The organism is Burkholderia sp. COPS, from assembly GCF_019425585.1.
GTDB classification, from domain to species: domain Bacteria; phylum Pseudomonadota; class Gammaproteobacteria; order Burkholderiales; family Burkholderiaceae; genus Burkholderia; species Burkholderia cepacia.
The window spans coordinates 1-22147 of record NZ_WIXR01000012.1 but is presented as its reverse complement, the minus strand read 5'-3'; the positions used below and the strand labels follow the sequence as shown (position 1 = coordinate 22147).

At 67.1% G+C, this 22147-nt stretch carries 21 protein-coding genes; 11 read left to right on the top strand and 10 right to left on the bottom strand.

Going from position 1 to position 22147, the window contains the following annotated elements; genetic code table 11:
* The first annotated feature begins 15 nt into the window (after positions 1-15).
* Entirely contained in the window at positions 16-1497 is a 1482-nt protein-coding gene (locus tag FOZ70_RS09600) for an aldehyde dehydrogenase family protein (protein ID WP_111999569.1), read from the top strand.
* A 141-nt stretch (positions 1498-1638) separates the two neighbouring features.
* On the opposite strand, the gene FOZ70_RS09595 is transcribed toward FOZ70_RS09600, so the two are convergent.
* The gene (locus tag FOZ70_RS09595; RefSeq protein WP_021159964.1) at positions 1639-2523 is read right to left on the bottom strand and encodes a patatin-like phospholipase family protein; all 885 of its coding nucleotides are present in this window, start codon (positions 2521-2523) and stop codon (positions 1639-1641) included.
* Positions 2524-3040: 517 nt separating this feature from the next.
* Between FOZ70_RS09595 and motA the strand changes: the two genes are divergently transcribed.
* The 4 genes from motA to FOZ70_RS09575 all read left to right on the top strand — a co-directional run bounded on the left by motA (position 3041) and on the right by FOZ70_RS09575 (position 7211).
* Positions 3041-3910, top strand: coding sequence for a flagellar motor stator protein MotA (gene motA, locus FOZ70_RS09590; protein WP_048024585.1), 870 nt, complete (start codon positions 3041-3043; stop codon positions 3908-3910).
* A gap of 10 nt (positions 3911-3920) precedes the next feature.
* Positions 3921-4877: a flagellar motor protein MotB gene (motB, locus tag FOZ70_RS09585; protein WP_059857491.1), complete on the top strand. Its 957-nt coding sequence runs from the start codon at positions 3921-3923 to the stop codon at positions 4875-4877.
* 305 nt (positions 4878-5182) lie between these two features.
* On the top strand, positions 5183-5734 hold the full coding sequence (locus FOZ70_RS09580; protein WP_219705671.1) for a hypothetical protein: 552 nt from the start codon (positions 5183-5185) through the stop codon (positions 5732-5734).
* Between the two features lie 130 nt (positions 5735-5864).
* Positions 5865-7211 carry a DUF2325 domain-containing protein gene (locus FOZ70_RS09575; RefSeq protein ID WP_219705669.1) on the top strand — a complete coding sequence of 449 codons (1347 nt, stop codon included), beginning with the start codon at positions 5865-5867 and terminating at the stop codon, positions 7209-7211.
* Between the two features lie 102 nt (positions 7212-7313).
* Here FOZ70_RS09575 and FOZ70_RS09570 read toward each other — a convergent pair whose 3' ends face one another.
* The 4 genes from FOZ70_RS09570 to FOZ70_RS09555 form a co-directional block, all read right to left on the bottom strand.
* Positions 7314-7637: a LysR family transcriptional regulator gene (locus FOZ70_RS09570; protein WP_021159959.1), complete on the bottom strand. Its 324-nt coding sequence runs from the start codon at positions 7635-7637 to the stop codon at positions 7314-7316.
* A gap of 116 nt (positions 7638-7753) precedes the next feature.
* Positions 7754-8281, bottom strand: a complete 528-nt coding sequence (locus FOZ70_RS09565; protein ID WP_258025584.1) for a molybdopterin-dependent oxidoreductase — start codon at positions 8279-8281, stop codon at positions 7754-7756.
* Positions 8282-8422: 141 nt separating this feature from the next.
* Positions 8423-9190, bottom strand: a complete 768-nt coding sequence (locus FOZ70_RS09560; RefSeq protein WP_059556043.1) for a DeoR/GlpR family DNA-binding transcription regulator — start codon at positions 9188-9190, stop codon at positions 8423-8425.
* Between the two features lie 43 nt (positions 9191-9233).
* Positions 9234-9914 carry an MgtC/SapB family protein gene (locus tag FOZ70_RS09555; RefSeq protein ID WP_027789870.1) on the bottom strand — a complete coding sequence of 227 codons (681 nt, stop codon included), beginning with the start codon at positions 9912-9914 and terminating at the stop codon, positions 9234-9236.
* 272 nt (positions 9915-10186) lie between these two features.
* On the opposite strand from FOZ70_RS09555, the gene FOZ70_RS09550 reads away from it, so the two are divergent.
* Positions 10187-11128, top strand: a complete 942-nt coding sequence (locus FOZ70_RS09550; protein WP_258025594.1) for a choline ABC transporter substrate-binding protein — start codon at positions 10187-10189, stop codon at positions 11126-11128.
* A gap of 23 nt (positions 11129-11151) precedes the next feature.
* Positions 11152-11832 (top strand): HAD family hydrolase, encoded by a 681-nt coding sequence (locus FOZ70_RS09545; protein WP_219705665.1) that lies wholly within the window; start codon positions 11152-11154, stop codon positions 11830-11832.
* A gap of 77 nt (positions 11833-11909) precedes the next feature.
* Here FOZ70_RS09545 and FOZ70_RS09540 read toward each other — a convergent pair whose 3' ends face one another.
* Positions 11910-12104 carry a hypothetical protein gene (locus FOZ70_RS09540; RefSeq protein WP_021159954.1) on the bottom strand — a complete coding sequence of 65 codons (195 nt, stop codon included), beginning with the start codon at positions 12102-12104 and terminating at the stop codon, positions 11910-11912.
* A 78-nt stretch (positions 12105-12182) separates the two neighbouring features.
* On the opposite strand from FOZ70_RS09540, the gene FOZ70_RS09535 reads away from it, so the two are divergent.
* Both FOZ70_RS09535 and FOZ70_RS09530 read left to right on the top strand, forming a co-directional pair.
* Positions 12183-14633: a phospholipase C, phosphocholine-specific gene (locus FOZ70_RS09535; protein WP_219705663.1), complete on the top strand. Its 2451-nt coding sequence runs from the start codon at positions 12183-12185 to the stop codon at positions 14631-14633.
* Positions 14634-15587: 954 nt separating this feature from the next.
* Positions 15588-16178, top strand: coding sequence for a GNAT family N-acetyltransferase (locus FOZ70_RS09530; RefSeq protein WP_021159949.1), 591 nt, complete (start codon positions 15588-15590; stop codon positions 16176-16178).
* 29 nt (positions 16179-16207) lie between these two features.
* On the opposite strand, the gene tam is transcribed toward FOZ70_RS09530, so the two are convergent.
* Complete coding sequence (gene tam / locus FOZ70_RS09525; RefSeq protein WP_069255118.1) at positions 16208-16993, bottom strand: trans-aconitate 2-methyltransferase; 786 nt, start codon at positions 16991-16993, stop codon at positions 16208-16210.
* Between the two features lie 139 nt (positions 16994-17132).
* Between tam and FOZ70_RS09520 the strand changes: the two genes are divergently transcribed.
* Positions 17133-18029 (top strand): LysR family transcriptional regulator, encoded by an 897-nt coding sequence (locus tag FOZ70_RS09520; protein WP_021159947.1) that lies wholly within the window; start codon positions 17133-17135, stop codon positions 18027-18029.
* A gap of 140 nt (positions 18030-18169) precedes the next feature.
* Positions 18170-19453 (top strand): cystathionine gamma-synthase family protein, encoded by a 1284-nt coding sequence (locus FOZ70_RS09515; RefSeq protein ID WP_059654265.1) that lies wholly within the window; start codon positions 18170-18172, stop codon positions 19451-19453.
* 139 nt (positions 19454-19592) lie between these two features.
* On the opposite strand, the gene FOZ70_RS09510 is transcribed toward FOZ70_RS09515, so the two are convergent.
* The 3 genes from FOZ70_RS09510 to FOZ70_RS09500 form a co-directional block, all read right to left on the bottom strand.
* Positions 19593-20027 (bottom strand): GNAT family N-acetyltransferase, encoded by a 435-nt coding sequence (locus FOZ70_RS09510; RefSeq protein ID WP_219705661.1) that lies wholly within the window; start codon positions 20025-20027, stop codon positions 19593-19595.
* 381 nt (positions 20028-20408) lie between these two features.
* Positions 20409-21248, bottom strand: coding sequence for an ABC transporter permease subunit (locus tag FOZ70_RS09505; RefSeq protein ID WP_027788939.1), 840 nt, complete (start codon positions 21246-21248; stop codon positions 20409-20411).
* A partial coding sequence (locus tag FOZ70_RS09500) for an ABC transporter permease subunit (protein WP_060151294.1) occupies positions 21245-22147 on the bottom strand: 903 nt, incomplete at its 5' end. The genes FOZ70_RS09500 and FOZ70_RS09505, both read right to left, overlap by 4 nt.

Below are 22147 nucleotides of genomic sequence, written 5' to 3'. Positions count from 1 at the left end.
GACAGGATGAACCTCATGTCTACCGCCGAGCTTTCCCCTTCCGCCGCGACGTTCGTGCTGCCCGCCGCGCGCATCGCCGGGCAGTCCGTGCACACGCATTCCGACCAGGCCGGCGCGCCGATCTTCAACGCGTCGACCGGCGACGCGATCGGCTGGCAGGAATTCGCGACGGCCGCGCACGTCGACGCCGCGGTGCGTGCCGCGCGCGACGCATTCGCCGGCTGGCGCGACACGCCGCCGGCCGAACGCGGCCGGATGCTCGCGACGATCGCCGAACGTGTCGAGGCATCGCGCGACCGCCTGGCGGCGCTGCAGATGCAGGTGAGCGGCAAGCCGCCGTTCGAGGCCGAGGCCGATGTCGGCGACGTCGCCGCCACGTTCGCGTACTACGCGAAGCTGTGCGAAGACCCGGCGCTGTTCGCGGCCGAACCGGTCGCGCTGCCGAGCGACGCCGTCACGGCAGAACGCTTTTACGACGCGGTCGGCGTCGCGGCGCTCGTCATGCCGTGGAACTTCCCGATGGTCACGACCGCGTGGAAGCTCGCGCCCGCGCTCGCGGCCGGCTGCGCGGTCGTGCTGAAGCCGTCCGAACTCACGTCGCCGACCGAGCACGCGCTGCTCGAGATCGTCGAGCAGGCGGGGCTGCCGGCCGGCGTCGTCAACGTCGTGAACGGCGGCGCCGAGGTCGGCGCGGCGCTGACCGCGCATCCGCTGATCGACAAGATTTCGTTTACCGGCAGCACGGCGGCCGGCCGCAAGGTCATGCAGGCCGCGGCCGTCGACATGAAGCGCGTGACGCTCGAACTCGGCGGCAAGTCGTCGCTGATCGTGCGCGACGACGCCGATCTCGACGTCGCGGTGTCGCTCGCGGTTGCGGGCGCGTTCACGAACGCGGGCCAGATGTGCTCGGCCACCGCGCGCATCCTCGTGCACGACAGCGTGTACCGCAGCTTCATGGCCGCGTTCGAGACGGCCGTGCGTGCGCTCGTCGTCGCGCCGCCCGCCGCGGCACAGGTCGCGATGGGGCCGCTGATCTCGGCCGCGCAGCGCACGCGCGTCGAAACGATGCTCCAGCACGGCATCGATGCGGGCGCACGCGTCGCCTTCAGCGGCCGGGTGACGGATGCCGGCGGTGCCGGCTTCTTCATGGCGCCCGTCGTGATCGCCGAGCCCGCCGCCGACAACCCGCTGTGGACCGACGAAGTGTTCGGCCCCGTCGCGTGCGTGAAATCGTTCCGCACCGACGACGAAGCGATTGCGCTCGCGAACGACACGCGCTACGGGCTCGTCGCGACCGTCGTGACGCGCGATGCCGGTATCGCGAAGCAGTTCCAGCAGCGCGTGCGCGCGGGGCTCGTGTGGATCAACGCACCGCAGCTGATCTATCCGCACGTGTGCTGGGGCGGGTTCGGGCTCAGCGGAATCGGCCGCGAACTCGGCGTCGCGGGGCTGCGCAGCTATCAGGAACTGCGCCACGCGATGCGCGCGATCGACTGACCAGTGCGGCCGTTCAGGCCGTTGGCGGCACCGTGTCTCGTGCACGGTGTCGTTTTTTTTGGTTCTTCGGGGATTTTCGGGGAGAGTGCCTGGGTGTTCGGCTAGCGCCGATCACGAGATTTCAACGCGCGTGAGCCACCCTCAATGCGACAGCACGGCGGCATGGTCGTGCTCGCGAAGCTGGCCGGGAATCTCGCACTGCGCGAGGCCGCCCGCGTCGATCCACGCACGCGTGCGTTCCGCGGCCTTGTCGATCAGTTGCGCGCACTGCGAGTAATCGTATGACGACACGTCGAGCGGACAGAGCGGCGGCACGACGTGGATTTGCGCGCGTGCCCCGTACAACTCCAGATCGCGCACCAGTTGCCGTGCGATCACGAGTGTCAGCGCGTGCGTCGCATGCGCGATCGCGCTGCGCGGCGGTACGCGCAACGCGCAGGCGAACCCGGCCGGCAGCACGACGATCCGCTTGACGCCGAGCGCGATCGCAACGGAGATCGGCGTATTGTTCGCGACGCCGCCGTCGACGAGTTCCACGCCGCCGATGCTGACCGACGGAAACACGCCGGGAATCGCCGCGCTGGCCTGCACGGCATCCACGACCGGGCCGGCGGACAGCACGACTTCCCGGCCGTTCAGCACGTCGGTCGCGACGATATGGAGCGGCAACGCGGCCTGCTCGATCCGCCGGTACGGCAGGTTCCTTTCCAGCAGCAGGCGCAGCGCATCGGCCTCGACCAGATGCGGCCGGTTGCGCAGCAGCATCGCGACGAGGCTGCGCATCGAGAACGGCATGATGTCCTGGCGGCGGATCCGGCACCACAGCGCGGCGAGCATCGCGACGCCGTCCTCGTCCGGCCGGCCGGCGAAGTAGGCGGCGTTGATCGCGCCCGCCGACGCGCCGACGACGCAATCGGGCCGTTCGCCGCTCGCGACCAGCTCGCGAAGCATGCCGACCTCGATCGCGCCGAGACTGCCGCCGCCGGCGAACACGAAGGCGGTCGAGGAAGTGGGATCGGACGTCACGGTGCGCCCTCCTGCGGTTGGCTGCGACGGTGCTTTCTCCATGATGGATCGTGCGGCGCCCCGGATGTCCTGATGAAAACCCTGCCGGCTCGCGAACCCGCGCCGGCCGGGGAACGCGCCGCTCGCCGCGTTCCTCGGCATTCCGCGCGGAGCCTTCCGTGGCGATGGGTGTGTCACCCGCCGCCGTGTTCCGGGCCGCCTCCAGACGGAAATTCGCGCGAAGGCGCCCAATTTTTGACTTCGATCAAGAAAATCGCGCATACCGCCGCTCGCAAACGTGTGCCACGCGTGAATCGCGCGCGCTACGTGGAATCACGGGTTCAGTCACCCCGGCGACCGCCGTTATTGCATCAACACCCGCCGACCCGCGTCGCGCCGCGATACATCGGGACGGCCGCCGGAATCGCATTCGACACGCAACGATCCGGCGCCGTCGCGGGCATGGAGCGGGATGGCCGGACGTCCCGCCCGCTTTTCGACAACAGATGCAGCCGCGCGAGCCGCGCAAGAGGTAATCATGTTTGTAGCCATCGGGTGGATCGTCGTGATCGGATCGGTGATCGGCAGTTTTGTCGGCGTGGGCGGCCATTTGCCGGCCTTGCTGCAACCGTTCGAACTGCTGTGCATTTTCGGCGCCGCGCTGGGTGCGTTCGTCGTCAGCAATCCGGTCGCGACGCTGAAGAAGACGATCAAGAGCCTGCCGACCTGTTTCAAGGGCGGCGGCTATACGAAACAGCAGTACGTCGAACTGATCGCGCTGCTGTACGAGCTGCTGCAGAAGGCGCGCAAGGACGGCATGATGGCGCTCGAGGCCGACGTCGACGCGCCCGAACAAAGCCCGCTGTTCCAGAAGTATTCGCACGTGCTCGAAGACCATCACCTGCTCGACTTCATCGTCGACTATCTGCGGATGATGTCGGGCGGCAACGTGAACGCGCTGGAGATGCAGGACCTGATGGACGAAGAACTGCATACGCACCATGCGGAGGCATCCGTCGCGGCCAATGCGATCCAGAAGATGGCGGACGGCCTGCCGGCGTTCGGCATCGTCGCGGCGGTGATGGGCGTCGTGCATACGATGGGCTCGGTCGGCGCGCCGCCCGCCGTGCTCGGCAAGATGATCGCCGGCGCGCTCGTCGGCACGTTCCTCGGCATCCTGCTCGCGTACGGCTTCGTCGGCCCGCTCGCGGATCTGCTCAATGCGAAGGGCCGCGCCGCGGCCAAGCCGTTCCAGTGCGTGAAGGCCGTGCTGCTCGCGTCGATGAGCGGCTACGCGCCGGCGGTGGCGGTGGAGTTCGGCCGCAAGGTGCTGTTCACAGCCGATCGCCCGAGCTTCAAGGAGCTCGACGAGGCCGTCCGCGCGACGAAGTCGCCCAGGCCCGCATAACGGAGGCGCCATGGCCGACAATCGCTCCAACCCGTCGAAACAGTCCGCCTCGGCACCGCTCGTCGTCGTGCGCCGCAAGAAAGGCGAGGACCACGACGCCCACCACGGCGGCGCCTGGAAAATCGCCTACGCCGATTTCGTCACGGCGATGATGGCGTTCTTCCTGCTGATGTGGCTGCTCGGCTCGGTGTCCAAGTACGACAAGCAGGGGATCGAGGATTACTTCAACACGCCGCTGTCGACGCTCCTGTCCGGCGGGAAAGACGCGCAGGCGCCGCGCCCGAGCGTCGTGCAGGGCGGCGGCCGCGACCTGTCGGACCCGGCGCCGGCCATCGACGCGAAAGCGCAACCGGTGCCGGCCAGCTCGCCCGCGGCACCGGCCGACATCGTCGATACGCAAAAGCTCGAGCGCCTGAAGGCGAAACTGACCGCGGCGATTGCACAAAGCCCGTCATTGCGCGCGTACCAGGACCAGATCCGGATCGCGATCACTCACGAGGGCTTGCGCATCGAGATCGTCGATTCGCTCAAGCGCCCGATGTTCGCGTCGGGCAGTTCGCATCCCGAAGGGTATGCCACCGCGATCCTCACCCAGATCGGTACGGCACTCGACGATGTCGACAACCGCGTGTCGATTGCAGGTCATACCGATTCGACGCCGTATCGCGACGGCCCCACGGGTTATTCGAACTGGGAGCTCTCCAGCGATCGCGCGAACGCTGCGCGGCGCGCGCTGGTCGCGGGCGGATTGCGGGAAGAAAAGCTGCTCCAGGTGCGCGGGCTCGCGGATGTCCTGCCGCTCGACCGGAACGTCGCGGACGAGCCGACCAATCGCCGCATCAGCATTCTCGTGATGAACAATGCCGCCGAGCAGGCGTTCTTTCGGGACGGCGGCAGGACGACGGTGGACGAATCGGCCGGCACCCGGGCCGCCGTGCTGCCGGCGGCGCTCACGCAGCAGCATTAGGCGCGGGCGTATTCACGAACGCTGGGCGGATGTGCCCGATGGGGCCGGGGGCCGCGTGCGGCCATTGTGCGACAGCGTGGTCCTCGGCTTCACGGGCGCGTTCGGAACGGTCGGGCGGGACATCGAGTGACTCGGGCTGTTGCTCGGGCTGTTGCTCGGGCTGTTACGAGGGCCGTTGCGAGGGCTGTTGCGAGGGCCGTTGCGAGGGCCGCTGACGGCACCATGTCTCCTGCACGGTGCCGTTTTTTCGCGCACCCGATATGTTCCGTAGAATATATCGTAACCAGCACTTCCGGAGATTCGCCATGCCCCGCACGCCGACGGATCGCGCCCCGCAGCGCACCGCACGGAAACAGCCGCTCGCGCACAAGATCAGCGCGCTCAGGCCGCTGTCGAGCGACGCGCGCGCGCAGCAGATCACGGATGTCGTCGACGCGTTCCGGCGCCTGCGCGGCAGCGTCGTGCGCTTCATCCGGATGTTCTCGGCTGCGCACGCTGAAAACGCACCAGACGATGCGCTGTCCGCGATGGGCTTTCGTGAACTGCTGTCCACGCTCGAAGACGACGCACGCACCGCCCGTTTCACGCGCCTGCCCGAACTCGAACGGGCGATCAGCCGCGCGCGCCGCCTCGAACGCACACGCGACGACGTGTTCTCCGATTCGTTCAGCAACGACCCGGCCGCGATGCGCGACGCAGTCGACGCGCTGGAGCGCGTCGACGTGCTGTTCGTCGGGCTGTGCGTCGAGTACGTGATGGAGCGGCACGCGCCGGCATCGCGTCCCGTTTCACCGTCCGCCCCGGCATCGCCCTCCGCCGCCCTGCCGCTCACCGACCGCCCGACCGCGCTCTGCTGACCGCACCACGCAGCACCACGCCGCATTACCCGGTGATTTCCTCCGAATTTCGTTCGTTATATTCCGTGGTATATTTCGCGAATCTTTCGCGCATCCGTCTCCGGCCCGACCATGCCGGACAGAGGTCAACATGCACGCTCCGCCCTTTCGCCTTGCCCGCACGGCGGATCTCTCGTCGCCCGGCGGTAATCCGCCCGCGGCAACCGGCACGCGGGTCGACGCATGCTGCGCGCCGTCGCGCGCGCAACTGACCGAGCTGAAGCGCCGCACGCGCCTGTCCGAGCTCGACGCGAACCTGCACTGCTCGATCATCGGCACCTGCCTGACCACGCACGAGCTGCGCAGGCTCGTGCCGAAATACACCGACCTCGACCGCCAGCACGCGACCGACCTCGACATCCATCACGCCGCCGTCGAGCTCGCGATCGACGGCACGGCCGGCGCCAAGGCATTGCACAAGGCGCTCGACGAGCGTTATGCCGGCGCGATCCGCGCATTCGACAGTGCACAGGATGCGGATGACCTCCTTGCGCGCTGGAAGGAGGCGCTGAAGAGCGGCGACATTCCGCCCGCCTACTGGGCGCTGATGACGCATCCGCGCACGACGATGGCCGTGCGCCAGGCCGCGTTCGGCGACCTGCACATGCTGTCGCACCTGGTCGGCGCGGCCAATCGCGCCGATATCCGGCGGCTGGTCGCGCTGGAGGAGGAGAATGCTGCGCTGCACGCGAAGATCGACCGGCAGCAGGCGCGCCTGCAAGAAATGAGCGCGCAGCGCGACGCGGCGCTGCAAGAGCGGGATGCCCTCGTTGCGCGCCGGAACGCACAGCCGCCGGCGGCTGAAAGCGCATTACGCGACGAAGTCCACGAACTGCGCGAAGCACTGGCCGCGCGCGATGAACGACTCGCGCTGCACACGAGCCGCCGCGAGGCGGCCGAACAGCGGATCGCCGCGGAACAGGCGAGCGCACGCGCGATGCGCGCGCGGCTCGACGACCTGATGGCGATGGTGAAGACGCTGCGCGCCGAAGCGAGCGCAATCGAACAGGCGGTGCAGGCGTCGGCGGACGATCCCGCCGAATACGCGGCCGATCCGCTGTCGATCCTGCGGGGCACACGTCTGGTCTACGTCGGCGGGCGCCCGGGCTCGAACCGTGCGATCAGGCGGATCGTCGAAACGGCGGGCGGTGACGTGACGCTGCATGACGGCGGTATCGAGGATCGCAAGGGCCTGCTGGCCGCCGCGCTACCGGGCGCGCACATGGTCGTGTTCCCGGTCGACTGCATCGACCACGATTCGATGAACCTGCTCAAGCGCATCTGCGAACGCCACCACGTCGCGTACTACCCGCTGCGGACGGCCAGCGTCGCCAGCTTCGTGGAACTGATCGGGCGGCTCGATGCACAGGCGCGCGACGTCATGGCGCCGGATGCCGCCGCGGGCGGCACGCCGCGCTTCTGCCTGCGGCACGGCTAGACCTGATTCGCTTCGACGCGCTCCCTCTGCCCTTCAGCGGGTCAGTGCAAGCGCGTCGTCAGCATCAACAGGCCCCGGGCAAGCGCTCGCGCAGCGCGCGCATCAGCGCCGCACCATTTTCGTGAGCGCGGCGATTTCGTCGGCACACGCCGCGTAGGCGCGCGCCTCGATCCCGCGATAGAGGCGGATGATCTCCTCGCCGACCGGCGTGAGCACGCTGCCGCCGCCGCTCTGCCCGCCATGCTCGGACACCGTTGCCGGCGATTTCAGCGAGCGGTTCAGTTCGTCCATCAGCAGCCACGCGCGCCGGTACGACATCTTCAGGCTGCGCGCGGCCGCCGAAATCGAACCGTGTTCGTGCACGGCTTCGAGCAGCGCGACCTTGCCCGGGCCGAGCGCGATCGTGTCGGCCTGCTGGATACGCATCCTGAATCGCACTTCAGGCTTGGGGTGTGCCGGTGTCTTCATGTTGTGCCGCCCTTTGAACGATGCGGGCAAGCATACACGATGGCCGATGCGACGCATGGCGCCCGCGCGCCGGTTCAGACCTCGAGCACGCGGGCGACGATGCCGGCCAGCCGCTTCACGTGGCGCGGCGCGGGCACGAGGTCGGCCCCCGAGAACAGCAGCGGCGCGCCGTCGTCGATCGACAGCGGCGCGTCGCCGCATTCGAACGCGACGATCACGTGTTCGCCGACCGGCGTGTTGAACAGTTCATGCCAGGAAAACGTGACCGCGTAGCCGTCGTGCGCATGCGCGATGAACACCATGCGCTTGAAGTCGCCCGGCGTGTCGCTGCGCAGCCCGGCCGCGTCGAGCAGGTCCTTCAGCCGCGCGCCGCGATACGGCGCGACCGAGCGGATGAAGCGATTCGTCGTGAAGCAGCGCAGGTCGAACGGCTCGGCCGTCGCGCTCGCGTGCCGGCGCAGATCGTCGAGTGTCAACGTCGTCGGCCGCACGAATGCGCCCGTCAGCGCGATCGTGCCTGCCGCCGCCTGTTGTGCCTGTTGTGCCTGTTGTGCCTGTTGTGCCTGTTGCGCCGAAAGCGCCGCCGTCCCTGCCCTCTCCATCGCCCGCCTCCATGACGGCCTGCCGGTGGGCGGGCCTGCGTTGTATCGGCGGATATATTACGCCGGGGAAAGACCGGCCGGCAGAATGCGCGCCGCATGGGCGGCATAACGGCGGCCGATCGTGCCCCGCGCCGCCCGGCGCTACGACAGCACGACGTTCTTGATGACCTTCTTCAGGCTCTTGAAACTGTCGACCGATTCCGCCTTTGCATCCGTCACCAGTGCGCCGATCCGCGCCGGCTCGCAGAAGCTGATCCGGCTGTTCGTGCCGAGCTTGCTGAAATCGGCCAGGATCGCGACGTCCGCCGCGTTGCTCACCATCGCGCGCGCCACTTCGGTTTCCATCCGGTCGTAGTTGGTCGCACCGCGGACGGCATCGACCCCGACCGGCGACAGCAGCGCGAGATCGGCGCGATAGCGGAAGATCTCGGCGACCGTGCCGTCGCCGACGGTCGCGGCCGCGCGGGTGCCGATCATCCCGCCGAGCAGGATCGTCTCGTTCCTCGCCTGCCCCGGGTCGCTCGACCGCATCTTCAGCGCGACGTCGATCGAGTTCGTGACGATCGTGAGGCCCGACAGCTTCGCCAGTTCCTCGGCCAGCAGCGTCGTGGTCGTGCCCGCGTCGATGAACAGCGTCTGCGAGCCCGTGACCAGCCTGGCCGCCGCACGCGCGATCGCCAGCTTCGCCTTCACGTGGGTCTGCGCACGTTCGGCGATCGGCGCTTCGTCGCCCACCTGCACCGCACCGCCGTGCACGCGCTTCAGTTCACCGAGCGCTTCGAGATCGACGAGATCGCGACGCACGGTTTCCCGCGACACGTTCAGGTCGGCCATGATCCGGTCGGTGGAAACCCGCTGCATCTTCGATAACAGAAGCCGGATTCTCTGGTATCGCTCTTCTTGCCACATGGAATGTCCTCGGAATGAACGTCAATGTTATTCGAACGGCGAACTACGCAGCGCTCTCTTCCAGTTTTTTGATGCCGACGAGGGTCTGCAGGGATTGACGCACCGCCTGGCACTCGCTGCTCGTCATCTTCGAAAACACCACGTGGATGCGGTCGTCGTCCGGCGCGGCATCGTCCTGTTCGATGATGAACCGGACGATGCGCGCCTGGTCGATGCCGGGCATCGCCTGCAGCGACGTCAGTTTCACGGCGCCGCGGCTCGCAAGGATACGCACGCCCCAGCGCTGCCGCGTCGCGAACAAGCGTTTCTCGATCGGCTTCAGGCCGGCCAGGATCGCGAGCACGATCGCCGTCGCGGCAATCGCGGCCACATACATGCCGCCGCCCACGGCCAGCCCGACCGCCGCCACGACCCACAGGCTCGCCGCGGTCGTCAGGCCGCGGATGATCTCGCCGCGCAGCATGATCGAACCGGCGCCGAGGAAGCCGATGCCCGACACCACCTGCGCGGCGACGCGCGACGGGTCCAGCGACACGTTTTTCGCGTTCTGGACATCCGCGAAGCCGAACGCCGACACGACCATCACGAGCGCGGCGCCCACCGCCACCAGCATGTGGGTGCGCAATCCGGCCGCCCACGACAGGCGCTCGCGCTCGATGCCGACGAGGCTCCCGAGCAATGCCGCCAGCAACAGGCGGGACACGATTTCCAGCTGACTGATCATTCGAATTCTCCTTGCTTTGCCTGGTCCATCCGATGAAGCGCGGCCCGCATGGGGCCGCCGTCCGGTTCTTCCTGCCTGCGCCCGCCCGTTGCCGCACCCGGCCCACGGCGAGTTGTATTTTTGTGCAATCTTGCGATTTTGTGCTTTCTAATATACGGTACGAAAAACTGCAAAGCCAGACCCAGGTTCGTTTGTTTCATCCGATCGGCACGATCAATCGTCAGACCATTCAGGCAACACGATCCGGAACACTTGCTTAGGAGACCAACATGATGAAGAAGGCATGGATGCTGGCCGCAACCCTGCTGGCGGCGCTGGCGACGGCCCCCGCTCACGCATCGGAAGGCGATGTCTGTAAAAAGGTGACGCTCGGCGACGTCGGCTGGAGCGACATCGCGGCCACCACCGGCGTCGCGATGATGCTGCTCGACGGGCTCGGCTACGAGGCGACCAAGACGATCGCGTCGCCGCCGATCGTGCTGGCCGGCGTGAAGAAGGCGCAGATCGATGCGTTCCTCGGTTACTGGGATCCGAGCATGACGCCGACGGTGAAGCCGTTCGTGGACGCAGGCGCCGTCCACCAGTTGCCGGAGCCCAACCTGGTCGGCGCGCGCTATACGCTCGCCGTGCCGCAATACGCATCCGACCAGGGGCTCAAGCGCTTCGCCGATATCGCCAGGTTCCGCGACCAGCTCGACGGCAAGATCTACGGGATCGGCGCCGGCAACAACGGCAACGCACTGATCCAGCGAATGATCGACAGGAACGAGTTCGGGCTCGGCGGCTTCAAGCTGGTCGAATCGAGCGAGGCCGGCATGCTCGTGCAGGTGACGCGCGCCGTGCAGGAGCACCGGATGATCGTGTTCCTGGCCTGGGAGCCGCATCCGATGAACATCGACTACCGGATCACCTATCTCGACGGCGGCGACACGGTATTCGGCCCGAACTACGGGGCGGCGAAGGTCTACACGCTCGTCACGCCGGGCTATCTCGAACGCTGCCCGAACGTCGGCCGGCTGCTGACCAACCTGAAGTTCACGACCGACGAAGAGAACCAGCTGATGGTGCCGATCATGAATCACGCGGACCCGGTCGCGGTGGCCAGGGAATGGGCGAAGAAGCATCCCGGCGTGCTGTCGAAGTGGCTCGACGGCGTGACGACCATCGACGGAAAGAATGCGAAGGATGCGATCGACAAGCGGATCGGCGCGTAAGCCCGCAAGACAAGGAACCCGGCATGTACAAGAATCTCGCGCTGTTCGATCTCGACCACACGCTGCTGCCGCTCGACAGCGACCAGGCCTGGGCCCGCTTCATCTCGCGGGTCGGCTGGCGCGAGGACGACGCGCACGCCGCGCTGATCGACGAGCACTACGGTCATTACGCGGCCGGCACGCTCGACATGAACGCGTATCTCGCCGTGACGCTCGCGCCGCTCACCCGCTATCCGCGCAAGGTGCTCGAGCGCTGGCATGCGCGGTTCATGGACGAAGTTATCCGTCCGGCGATCACGCCGCAGGCGCGCGAGCTGGTCGGGCGGCATCGCGAAAACGGCGATCTCTGCTGCATCGTGACGGCGACCAACGTCTTCGTCACGCGGCCGATCGCGGCCGAATTCGGCATCGAGCACCTGCTCGGCATCGAACTCGATACCGACGACGGCACGCCGGATGGCGCGTTTACCGGCCGCAGCACCGGCGTGCCGAGCTTCCGCGAAGGAAAGATCGTGCGCACGACCGCGTGGCTGGAATCGCTCGGCTACGCGCCGTCGGATTTCGGGCGCACCTACTTCTACAGCGACTCGATCAACGACGTGCCGCTGCTCGATTACGTCACGCATCCGGTCGCCACCAATCCCGATTCGAGGCTTTTGCAGGTGGCAGGCACGCGCGGGTGGCCTGTCATGAAGTTGTTCTGATTCGGGCGATATTCTCTGCTGTCCATTTTCATGTCGGGAGGGGTAATGAAATACGGAACACGCAGCACCGGCCTCGATCATTCAGGAATCCGATTCGAGTCGAATAGAAAGCCTGTCGTCAGGTCGCGCCGCTCGGAAAGCCGCTTTCCGCACTGGCGCGGCGTTTTCATGATCGCGCTGCTGTGCACGCTGGCCGCTTGCGGCGATGGCGACTCGGGCACCGCGGCCAACGTGGCGGCCGCGCGCGCGGCCGCACCGGGTTCGGCATCCACGCCCGTCCTGCACTGCGCGAGCACGTGCCACTGACCGACGCTGGCCCCGGGGCCGGCCATCCACGACAGAGAGCGATCATGCAAAACAAACCCACGACACGACGTCAGTTCCTCGCCGATGCGTTGAAGCTCGCCGGCGCGACCGCGATCACGGGCATGCTGCCCGAAAGCATCGCGCGCGCCCAGGCCATTCCGGCGGCCACAGTCACCGGCACGATCCAGGACGTGAAGCACGTCGTGATCCTGATGCAGGAAAACCGTTCGTTCGACCACTACCTCGGCACGCTGGGCGGCGCGCGCGGCTTCGGCGACCCTCGGCCGGTCGTGATTTCGAGCGGGTATCCGGTGTGGCGCCAGCCCTGGCTGACGTCCTACGTGTTTCCGTTCAACCCGTCCCCGCCCTCCGGCACGGCGAACGGCGACACCTACTACGGCGACCTGGATCACAGCTGGAACGGCACGCACAGTGCCTGGAACAACGGCCGCTACGACAACTGGGCCGACGCGAAAACCAGCGGCACGATGTACTACTTCACGCAGAAGGACATCCCGTTCTACTACGCGCTGGCGAGCGCGTTCACGGTGTGCGACGCGTACCACTGCTCGATGCTCGGCCCGACGGACCCGAACCGCCTGTATCTGTGGACCGGGTGCTGCGGCAACGTCGCCGGTTACTCGCCGTACACGACGAACACGATGACGGGCACCGGCTGGACCACGATGCCGGAGCGCCTGAACACGGCCGGCGTGACGTGGAAGTTCTACCAGGACAAGGGCAACGGCCTCGATGCCGCACATGGCTACGGCGAATACAACGGCTCCAAAAGCGATCTCTGGTGGAACGGCAACTACGGCGACAACGTCATCCTGAACTTCAGGCAATACCAGAACCTCGGGGCAGGCGACCCGCTCGCGCCGGCGCTCAACGGCACGCAGATCGACCCGTCAGGCGGCGGCAAGGAATACGACACGAACCTCTTCAGCCAGCTGCGGGCCGACGTCGCCAACGGCACGCTGCCGCAGGTATCGTGGATCGCCGCGCCCTATGCATACTGCGAGCACCCGTCGTGGGCCGCGAGCGGCGGCGAATGGTACGTCAGCAGCGTCCTCGATGCGCTGACGTCGAATCCGGCGGTGTGGGCCAGCACGGTGCTGCTCGTCATGTACGACGAGAACGACGGGCTGTTCGATCACATGCCGCCGGCCGTCCCGGCCAGTTCCGCTGCCGGCACCGGCCGCTCCACGGTCTCGACGGCCGCCGAATTCGTCTCCGGCAGCGGCGCCGCATCGGACGGCTCGGCGAGCGGCGACGTGCCGATCGGGCTCGGCCCGCGCGTGCCGATGTTCGTGATCTCGCCATGGTCGAAGGGCGGCAAGGTCAATTCGCAGGTCTTCGATCACACATCGGTGATCCGCTTTCTGGAAGCGCGCTTCGGGCTACAGGAAACCAACATCACGCCGTGGCGACGCACGGTCTGCGGCGACCTGACGTCAGCCTTCGATTTCTCGAACGCCGACCAGACGGTTCCCGCGATCCAGCCGCCGGCAAGCAACATGAACCCGAACGGCTCGACCGTCCCGATCCCCTACCCGACCACCACCGCGGTGCCGGCGCAGACGGCCGGCCGCAGCACCGCCTGCCGCCTGCCCTACGAGTTCTTCGTGCAAGGCAAGGTCAATCGCGCCGGCAACGCGCTGTCGCTGACGATGACCAACACCGGCACCGCCGGCGTCCACCTGCAGGTATGGGTCGACGGCACGAGCACGATCCCCCGGCACTACACGATCGCGGCCGGCGCGGGCCAGTGCGCGAACCTGTCGGATTCGCTCGCGCTGAATGCCGGCGGCAGCTACGACTATTCCGTCTACGGCCCGAACGGCTTCCTGCAGACGTTCCGCGGCAGCATCGGCTCGTCCGGCAACGCGGGATCGACCGCCGAAGTCAGCCTGTGCTACGACGTGGCCAACGGCAACGTGCAGATCACGCTCGACAACGCCGCCGGCTCGGCCGCGACGACGTTCCAGCTCACCGACAACGCGTACGGCATGAACACGCGGCAGTCGGTCACCGTCGCCGCCGGCGCGACGCAAGCCGTCACGTGGTACGGCGACGGCGGCTGGTACGACGCCAGCATCCGCGACGCGAACGATCCGAATTTCCTGCGCCGCGTAGCCGGCTGCGTGCAGGCGCAATCCGGCACCCTGCTCACGGATTCGGCGATCGGCAATACCGGCAAGAAGTTCGTCGCGTCGCTCGCGTCGCAGGGCTCGACGTTCGGCACGCTGCGGTTCGACTACGTCGCGCCGCCGTGGAGCCACAGCCCGAAGAACTGGGTGGGCATCTTCGCGCATGGCGCGCAGCCGACCAAGGGCAGCTACAAGTCGTGGGCTTACCTGCCGAAAAGCACCGGCTCGCTGCTGTTCTCGTCCACGGCCAACAGCACGCTGGCGTCGGGGCAGTACGACGCGTGGTATCTGTTCGACGACGGCTACACGCCGCTCGCGGGGCCCGTCACGATCAACATCTGACGGCGGCCTGGCCGTGCCGTGCCGGCCGCCTGCATGGGGCCGGCACGCATTCGGGCGCGACGTGCCGCGTTGCGCCCGAATGCGTTCCCCTTCGCGCTGCCCGCGCGACGGGCGCATTGATCAGCCCATAGAGCGTGACGCTGCTTTGCGCGTGTGCGGCGGTACCAAACATCCCGAGTGCGGCTGCGGCCGCGATGGTCTTGTTCATGTTCACTTCCTGTTGTGGTCGACGCGCGTCTGCGTCGCAGCGTGACGCGCGGCTTGTTGACGAATCATCGACTGATTGACGAACGCGAGCCACCGGATCGCCGCGCGCACATACGCGTCATGCGCACGCACGATGCTTCGCTTCGGTACCGGTATGGGCCTGCTGATGTGGCATGCCGCGAGCGGCCGCCTGTGTTGCAGCGCCGGCGAGCGTGCGCACCGATTGCGCATGCCGCGACGATGCGTTGCTCCGGCGATGCAGGTCAGCATCTCTTCCGGCTTTCGTGGAGCGGGTGGACGACGTAGCGCCTGACGACGCCACGCCCTTCGATATGTTTTCCGGAATATATCGAGTCGTCACGAAACGGTAAACAACTATTCGGAATCCTGTCGTCTTTCCTCCGCAGGCGGCCGGCGGTCACCCGGATCGAAGTCGCGACGCACGACAGCCCGCATCGCGTCGATGCCGGCGATGGTCTCATGCCGAAATCCAGCATAATCAGGCGGTTGAAAGTGCGCCCTGGCTGGCGCGCGCATCTCGCACACGTTTGCGTCGCCATCCGGTTCACGGTTTGCCCGCGTTTCGCCGTCACGGGAGGAGCCAGTCTGTGCCGGTCTCGCGCGCGGCGAATTGTGCGGGCGCAAAAATCCGCAGCACGCACACACTCGATGCGGCGCACCTCACGATGCCGGCGATCGCATCACCGACGACACCACGCCATCCCGCAGAAGACAGGACACCGACACATGGACCGAGCCGAACACATCAGCATCGAACAGACGAGCGCGATTCCCGCCGACGAACTGGATCGATGCGACTTCTCGTTCGACATCGCGTGGGAATTGAACGCGCCGTATCAGGACTTGCTCGATCTGCGCGCGCTGCCGGCGCGCCGCAAGCACTACGGCTTCGATCCGGCCGGCTGGGCGGACGAGGCGACCGGCAAAACGGCGCTCTTTCGCGCGACGGCCGGCGGCCGGCTCGCCGGCTTCGTGGCGATCAGCCAGAGCTGGAACGGGATGGCCGAGATCGCGGAGCTGGCCGTCGACCGCCGCAGCCGGCGGCAAGGCATCGGACAGTTGCTGCTCGCGGCCGCCGAATCCTGGGCGCGCAGCCACGGGTTCGGCTTCATGCGGCTGGAAACGCAGTCGAACAACGTCGCCGCGTGCAGCACCTATGCCCGCTCGGGCTTCGTGCTGGGCGGCCACGATCGCCTGCTGTACGCGGACGACGAGAACGACGGTGAAGTCGCACTGTTCTGGTACAAGGACCTGCGCGACGGGCAGACCGCACGGATCCGCACGGTCGACCCGGAATCGATGCGGCCGGCGCGCTGACGCACCGCCGAACGCGCATCACATCCGGATCATGCCCGCGTCGCCACGATGAACAGACGCGGGAACGGCAGCAGCACGGTGCCATCGGCAAGCGTCGGATAACCGCCCGGGCCCGCGATCGCGTCGCGATACCGCGCGAGAAACGCCGCGCGCTCACCGTCGTCGAGCGCCGCGAGGAACGGCCGCAGCGCGCTCCCCTTGAACCATTCGACGACCGCATCGGCACCGCCGCGCAGCGGGTGGTAGTAGGTCGTGCGCCACACGTCCACGCGCGAGCACAGCGGCGACAACAGCGCGTGGTAATGACGCGCATCGAACCGCTCGGTGCGCGCCGCGCCTTTCAGCTTGTCCGCCCACGGCCCGGCCGCGGCGACCTCGCGCATCAGCCGATGCGCGGGTTCGTCGAGGTTGTCGGGCATCTGCACCGCCAGATGGCCGCCCGGCGCGAGCCGGCCGACGAGCGACGGAAACAGCGTGTCGTGCGCGGGCACCCATTGCAGCACCGCATTCGCGAGAATCAGGTCGTAGCCGCCGGGATCGTCCCACGTGGAAATATCCACGACGTCGAAACGCAGGTCCGGCAGGCGCTTGCGCGCGGCGTCGATCATGTCCGCCGACGCATCGATTCCGTGGACCGTTGCGTCCGGCGCACGCGCGATCAGCGCCTCCGTCGAATTGCCGGGCCCGCAGCCGATGTCGATCGCGGTGCGGATCGGCGTGTTCGGCACAGCGGCGAGCAGATCGCGGATCGGCCGCGTGCGTTCGTCCTCGAATTGCACGTACTGGGCCGCGTATCGATCGAGTGGGGTCGTCATGTCGTTCTCCTCCTGGTCGGCATGGACGGCCGTGCCGCTGCCGGCGTGCGCGGTGCGGGGGCCGTCGATGCGAAGCATTCTGCGGTTGTCGTGAAGTTCAGTAAAATGAATTTAATATCGTGATTGATTCAAAATTCTGATGAAGATCGATACGCTCGGTGTCCAGGCTTTCGTCGCGATCGCCGACGGCGGCAGCTTCCGGCAGGCGGCCGATACGCTGCACGTCACGCAGACGGCCATCACGCAGCGGCTGCGCAAGCTCGAAACCTTTCTCGGCGTCGCGCTCGTCGAGCGCACCACGCGCCGCACCACCCTCACCGAAATCGGCCGGCGCTTCCTGCCGCAAGCGCGCCGGCTGCTGAACGAGCTGTCCGACGCGCTCACCGAAATTCGCGAAACCGGCCTGAGCCAGCGCGGCGACGTCACGATCGCGTGCGTGCCGACGGTCGGCGTGCAATACCTGCCCCGCATCCTGCGCGCATTCTCCGCGCACCGCCCGCACGATCGCGTGAAGATCCTCGATCACGCGTCGGCGTCGGTGCTGCAGGCCGTACTGCATCGCGAGGCCGAGTTCGGCATCGGCATCGCCGGCGACCAGCATCCCGAACTGGTCAACGTCCCGCTGACGAGCGACCCGTATGTACTGGTGTGCCGCGACGATCATCCGCTCGCGAAGCGGCGGCGCATTCGCTGGGCCGCCCTGCAACCGCATCCGCTGATCTTCGCCGGCGAAGTGAGCGGCAATCGCGGGCTGCTCGACGGCGCGCTGAAGACGAGCGGCGTGTCGCTGCATTCGTTCTACGAAGTACAGCGCAGCTCGACGGCGCTCGGGCTCGTCGCGGAGGGGCTCGGCGCGGCGGTGGTACCGAAGCTCGCGATCCAGAAGAACGCGTACCCGATGATCCGCACGATCGAACTCGTCGAGCCCGCGGTGTCGCGCACGCTCGTGCTCGTCACGCGCCGGAGCGCGCAACTGTCGCCGGCCGCCCGTGCGCTGTACGACATGATCGTCGAACAGGCGACACCCTCTCGATAGTGACAGCCCCGCGTCACGAAGGCCATGCCTTCGGGTAGTATCGCGTCACGCGGTCGCGACGAACGGTGCCTACCCGGCGCCGCACGCGTCATGCCGCCGCTGCAACGGCCGTTCCTCACCACCCCTGCACGGAGCACCGCATGGCCTATCGCAACTACCACAAGCGCAAGATTGCAGACCGGGAACTCCATCCCGAAACCCAGATGATGTCGTACGGCTACGATCCGTTCCTGTCGGAAGGATCGGTGAAGCCGCCCGTGTTCCTCACGTCGACGTTCGCGTTCCGCACGGCCGAGGACGGCGCCGAATTCTTCGACGTCGTGGCCGGGCGCAAGCCTTCACCGGAAGGCGAAGGCGCGGGCCTCGTCTACAGCCGTTTCAATCACCCGAACCTGGAGATCGTCGAGGATCGCCTCGCGCTGCTCGACGATTCCGAAGCCGCCGTCGTGACGTCGAGCGGCATGTCGGCAATCGCCGCGATCCTGCTGACGTTCCTGCGGCCGGGCGACTGCGTCGTCCAGTCCGTGCCGTTGTACGGCGGCACCGAAACGCTGATCTCGAAGTTCCTGCCCGAGTGGGGCATCCGCTCCGAAGTGATCGCCGACGGGCTGTCCACCAGCGCGATCCGCGCCGCGCTCGAAGCGGCCGCGCAAAAGGGCAACGTGCGGATGTGCTACATCGAGACGCCCGCCAACCCGACCAACGCGCTGTTCGACCTCGACGGGCTGCGCAGCGAAATCGATGCGTTCGAGGCGCGGCACGGCTATCGCCCGCTGTCGGTCTGCGACAACACGCTGCTTGGGCCGCTGTATCAGAAGCCGTCGCGGCAAGGCATCGACCTGAGCGTGTACTCGCTGACGAAATACATCGGCGGGCATAGCGACCTCGTCGCCGGCGGCGTGACGGGCACCCGCAGCCTGATCACGAAGATCCGCTCGGTCCGCAGCACGCTCGGCTCGCAGCTCGACCCGCATTCGTCGTGGATGATCACGCGCTCGATGGAAACGCTCGTACTGCGCATGCAGCAGGCCGCGCGCAGCGGCAGCGCCGTCGCCCGCTGGCTCGCCGGCAATCCGCATCGGCCGGTGCGCGTGCTGCATCCCGAACTCATCGACGATCCGGCCTACCAGGCCGTCTACCAACGCCAGTGCAGCGGGCCCGGCTCGACGTTCGCGTTCATCCTCGACGGCGGCCGCGAGCAGGCGTTCAGGTTCATCAACCACCTGACGCTCTTCAAGTCCGCGGTCAGTCTCGGCGGCACGGAGTCGCTGATCTGCCATCCGGCGTCGACGACGCATTCGGGCGTGCCGGCCGAAGCGCGCGCAGCGGCCGGTGTGTCGGAAGGGTTGATCCGCGTGTCGGTCGGGCTCGAACATCCGGACGACCTGATCGCCGACCTGTCGTACGCGCTGGAGCGTTGCTGATCAGACGCTCGTATCCGACGCGAACGGCGACGGATATTTCAGAGGCCGGTTCGTCGATCCGGCCACTCACGCCAGCTACACGCGAACGGTGATCGCCACGACAATCTGACCGCGCGACGCGCGCCGGCCGAACCGGTTTTCAAAGCACCTTCACCATGAACACGCGCGAAGTGCCTTCCGGTTCGCACGGCACTTCGCCGAATGCTTCGTACCCCTGCTTCCGATAGAAATCCGGCGCCTGGAACGAGATCGTGTAGAGCACCGCCCGCGCACATCCGCGTCGTTTCGCTTCCGCTTCGGCCTCGCGCAGCAGCCGGCTGCCGTACCCGCCGCCGCGCAGCGATTCGGGCAGGTAGAACAGATCGATGAAGAAGAGGCCGAGCGACGTGCGCCCCGTCAGGCCGCCCACGATCTCGCCCGTCGCGGGATCGGTCACGTACACGTCGAGCGTGGCCGCGTCGGCGCGCCCCGTCATCGCGTGGTTGAATTCGCCGAGCTTGCGGCTGATGAAATCGTGTGCGGCCGGCTGCTCGATGTCGGTCAGTCGCAGGGTAACGTCGGGAAGGGCTGTCATCGGAAGAGCGCGTCAGTGAATGGGCCGCCGGGCGTATCGCACCGTCGGCGGGCGTCGCACGACTATAGCGCGTCGGCCGCCGCGTGGCGACCGCGCGGCTCGCGCGCGATATCGCGTGCGATGTGGCATTCCCACGCATTGTTCCGCCACATCGGGAACCCGAAACCCGGCGCCGAAGGCACCATTGCGAATCGCGGCGTCTGCGCCGCCTTGCACGTGGCGTCGCCACCGTCACCGTAGCCGACCCGCTCGGTCATGAGCGCGCACACCGCACACGATCGCCCCGCTTCCCTCCCCGCGAGCAAGCGACCCACGCAAACGGCGGGCCCGTCATGCGCCCGCCGTCGCTTTCGTCGTGCCGTCACACCATCATGCCCGCGCTCACGCCACCGCGAACGCCGCCTTCATGTCGGCCACGCGGCGCCGTTCCCGCGCGATCATCATCCGGTTCACGACGATCACGCCGATCGTCACGGCCGTGATGAACAGCGTCGCCAGCGCGTTCATCTCCGGGTTCAGCCCCAGCCGCACGCGCGAGAACACCACCAGCGGCAGCGTCGTCGACCCCGGCCCCGACAGGAACGCCGACAGCACCAGGTCGTCGATCGACAGCGTGAACGACAGCAGCCACCCCGACAGCAGTGCCTGCGAAATCAACGGCAGCGTCACCACGAAGAACACCTTCAGCGGCGTCGCGCCCAGGTCGAGCGCCGCCTCCTCCAGCGACTTGTTCATCTCCTTCACGCGCGACTGCACGATGATCGCCACGTACGACACGCACAGCATCACGTGCCCGATCCAGATCGTCACCATCCCGCGCCCCTTCGGCCAGCCGAACATCTGCTCCAGCGCAACGAACAGCAACAACAGCGAGATGCCCTGGATAACCTCCGGAATCACCAGCGGCGCGTTGATCATCCCCGTGTACAGCGTGAAGCCCTTGAAGCGGCCGAAGCGCGCGAGCACGAAACCCGCCCACGTGCCGATGACGACCGACGCGGTGGCCGTCAACAGGCCGATCTTCAGCGACAGCCACGCGGCGGTCAGCAGCTCGTCGTCGTCCAGCAGCGCGCTGTACCACTTCAGCGAGAAGCCCGACCACACCGTCACCAGCTTCGACTCGTTGAACGAGTACACCACCAGGCTGATGATCGGGATGTACAGGAACAGGAAGCCGAAGGCGAGGACGCCCGTCGACAGCGGTTTGCTCGGCTTGATCATTTCGCGTCCTCCAGTTCCTTGACCTGGTAGTACTGGAACAGCGCCATCGGCACCAGCAGCAGCATCACCATCGCGACCGTCACCGCGGACGCCATCGGCCAGTCCATGTTGTTGAAGAATTCATCCCACATCACGCGCCCGATCATCAGCGTGTCGGCGCCGCCCAGCAGTTCCGGAATCACGTACTCGCCCACCGCCGGGATGAACACCAGCAGGCTGCCGGCGATGATCCCGTTCTTCGACAGCGGCAGCGTGATGCGCGTGAACGCGACCCACGGCTTCGCGCCCAGGTCGTATGCGGCCTCGAGCAGCGTGAGGTCCATCTTCACGAGGTGCGCGTACAGCGGCATCACCATGAACGGCAGGTACGAATAGACCATCCCGATGTAGACGCCCGCGTCGCTGTGATAGAGGCGCAGCGGCGTATGGATGATGCCGAGCGCGATCAGCGTGTGGTTCAGCAGGCCGTCGTCCTTCAGGATGCCGATCCATGCGTACACGCGGATCAGGAACGACGTCCAGAACGGCAGCATCACGGCCATCATCAGCACGTTGCGGCGGTTCGGTTCCGAGCGCGCGATGTAGTACGCCATCGGATAACCGATCAGCAGGCACAGCACGGTCGACACGGCGGCCATCTTCAGCGAGCTGAGGTAGGTCGCGATGTACAGGTCGTCCTGCAGCAGGAACGCGTAGTGCGACAGCTGCAGCGCGAAGTGCACGACGCCGTCCTTGATCTCGACGAGCGACGTGTACGGCGGGATGCCCATCACCTGGTCGGCGAAGCTGATCTTCAGCACCAGCACGAACGGCAGCGCGAAGAAGATCGCGAGCCACACGAACGGCACGCCGATCGCGACGCTGCGGCCCGACGGCAGGAAGCGCGACAGCATCGAGAA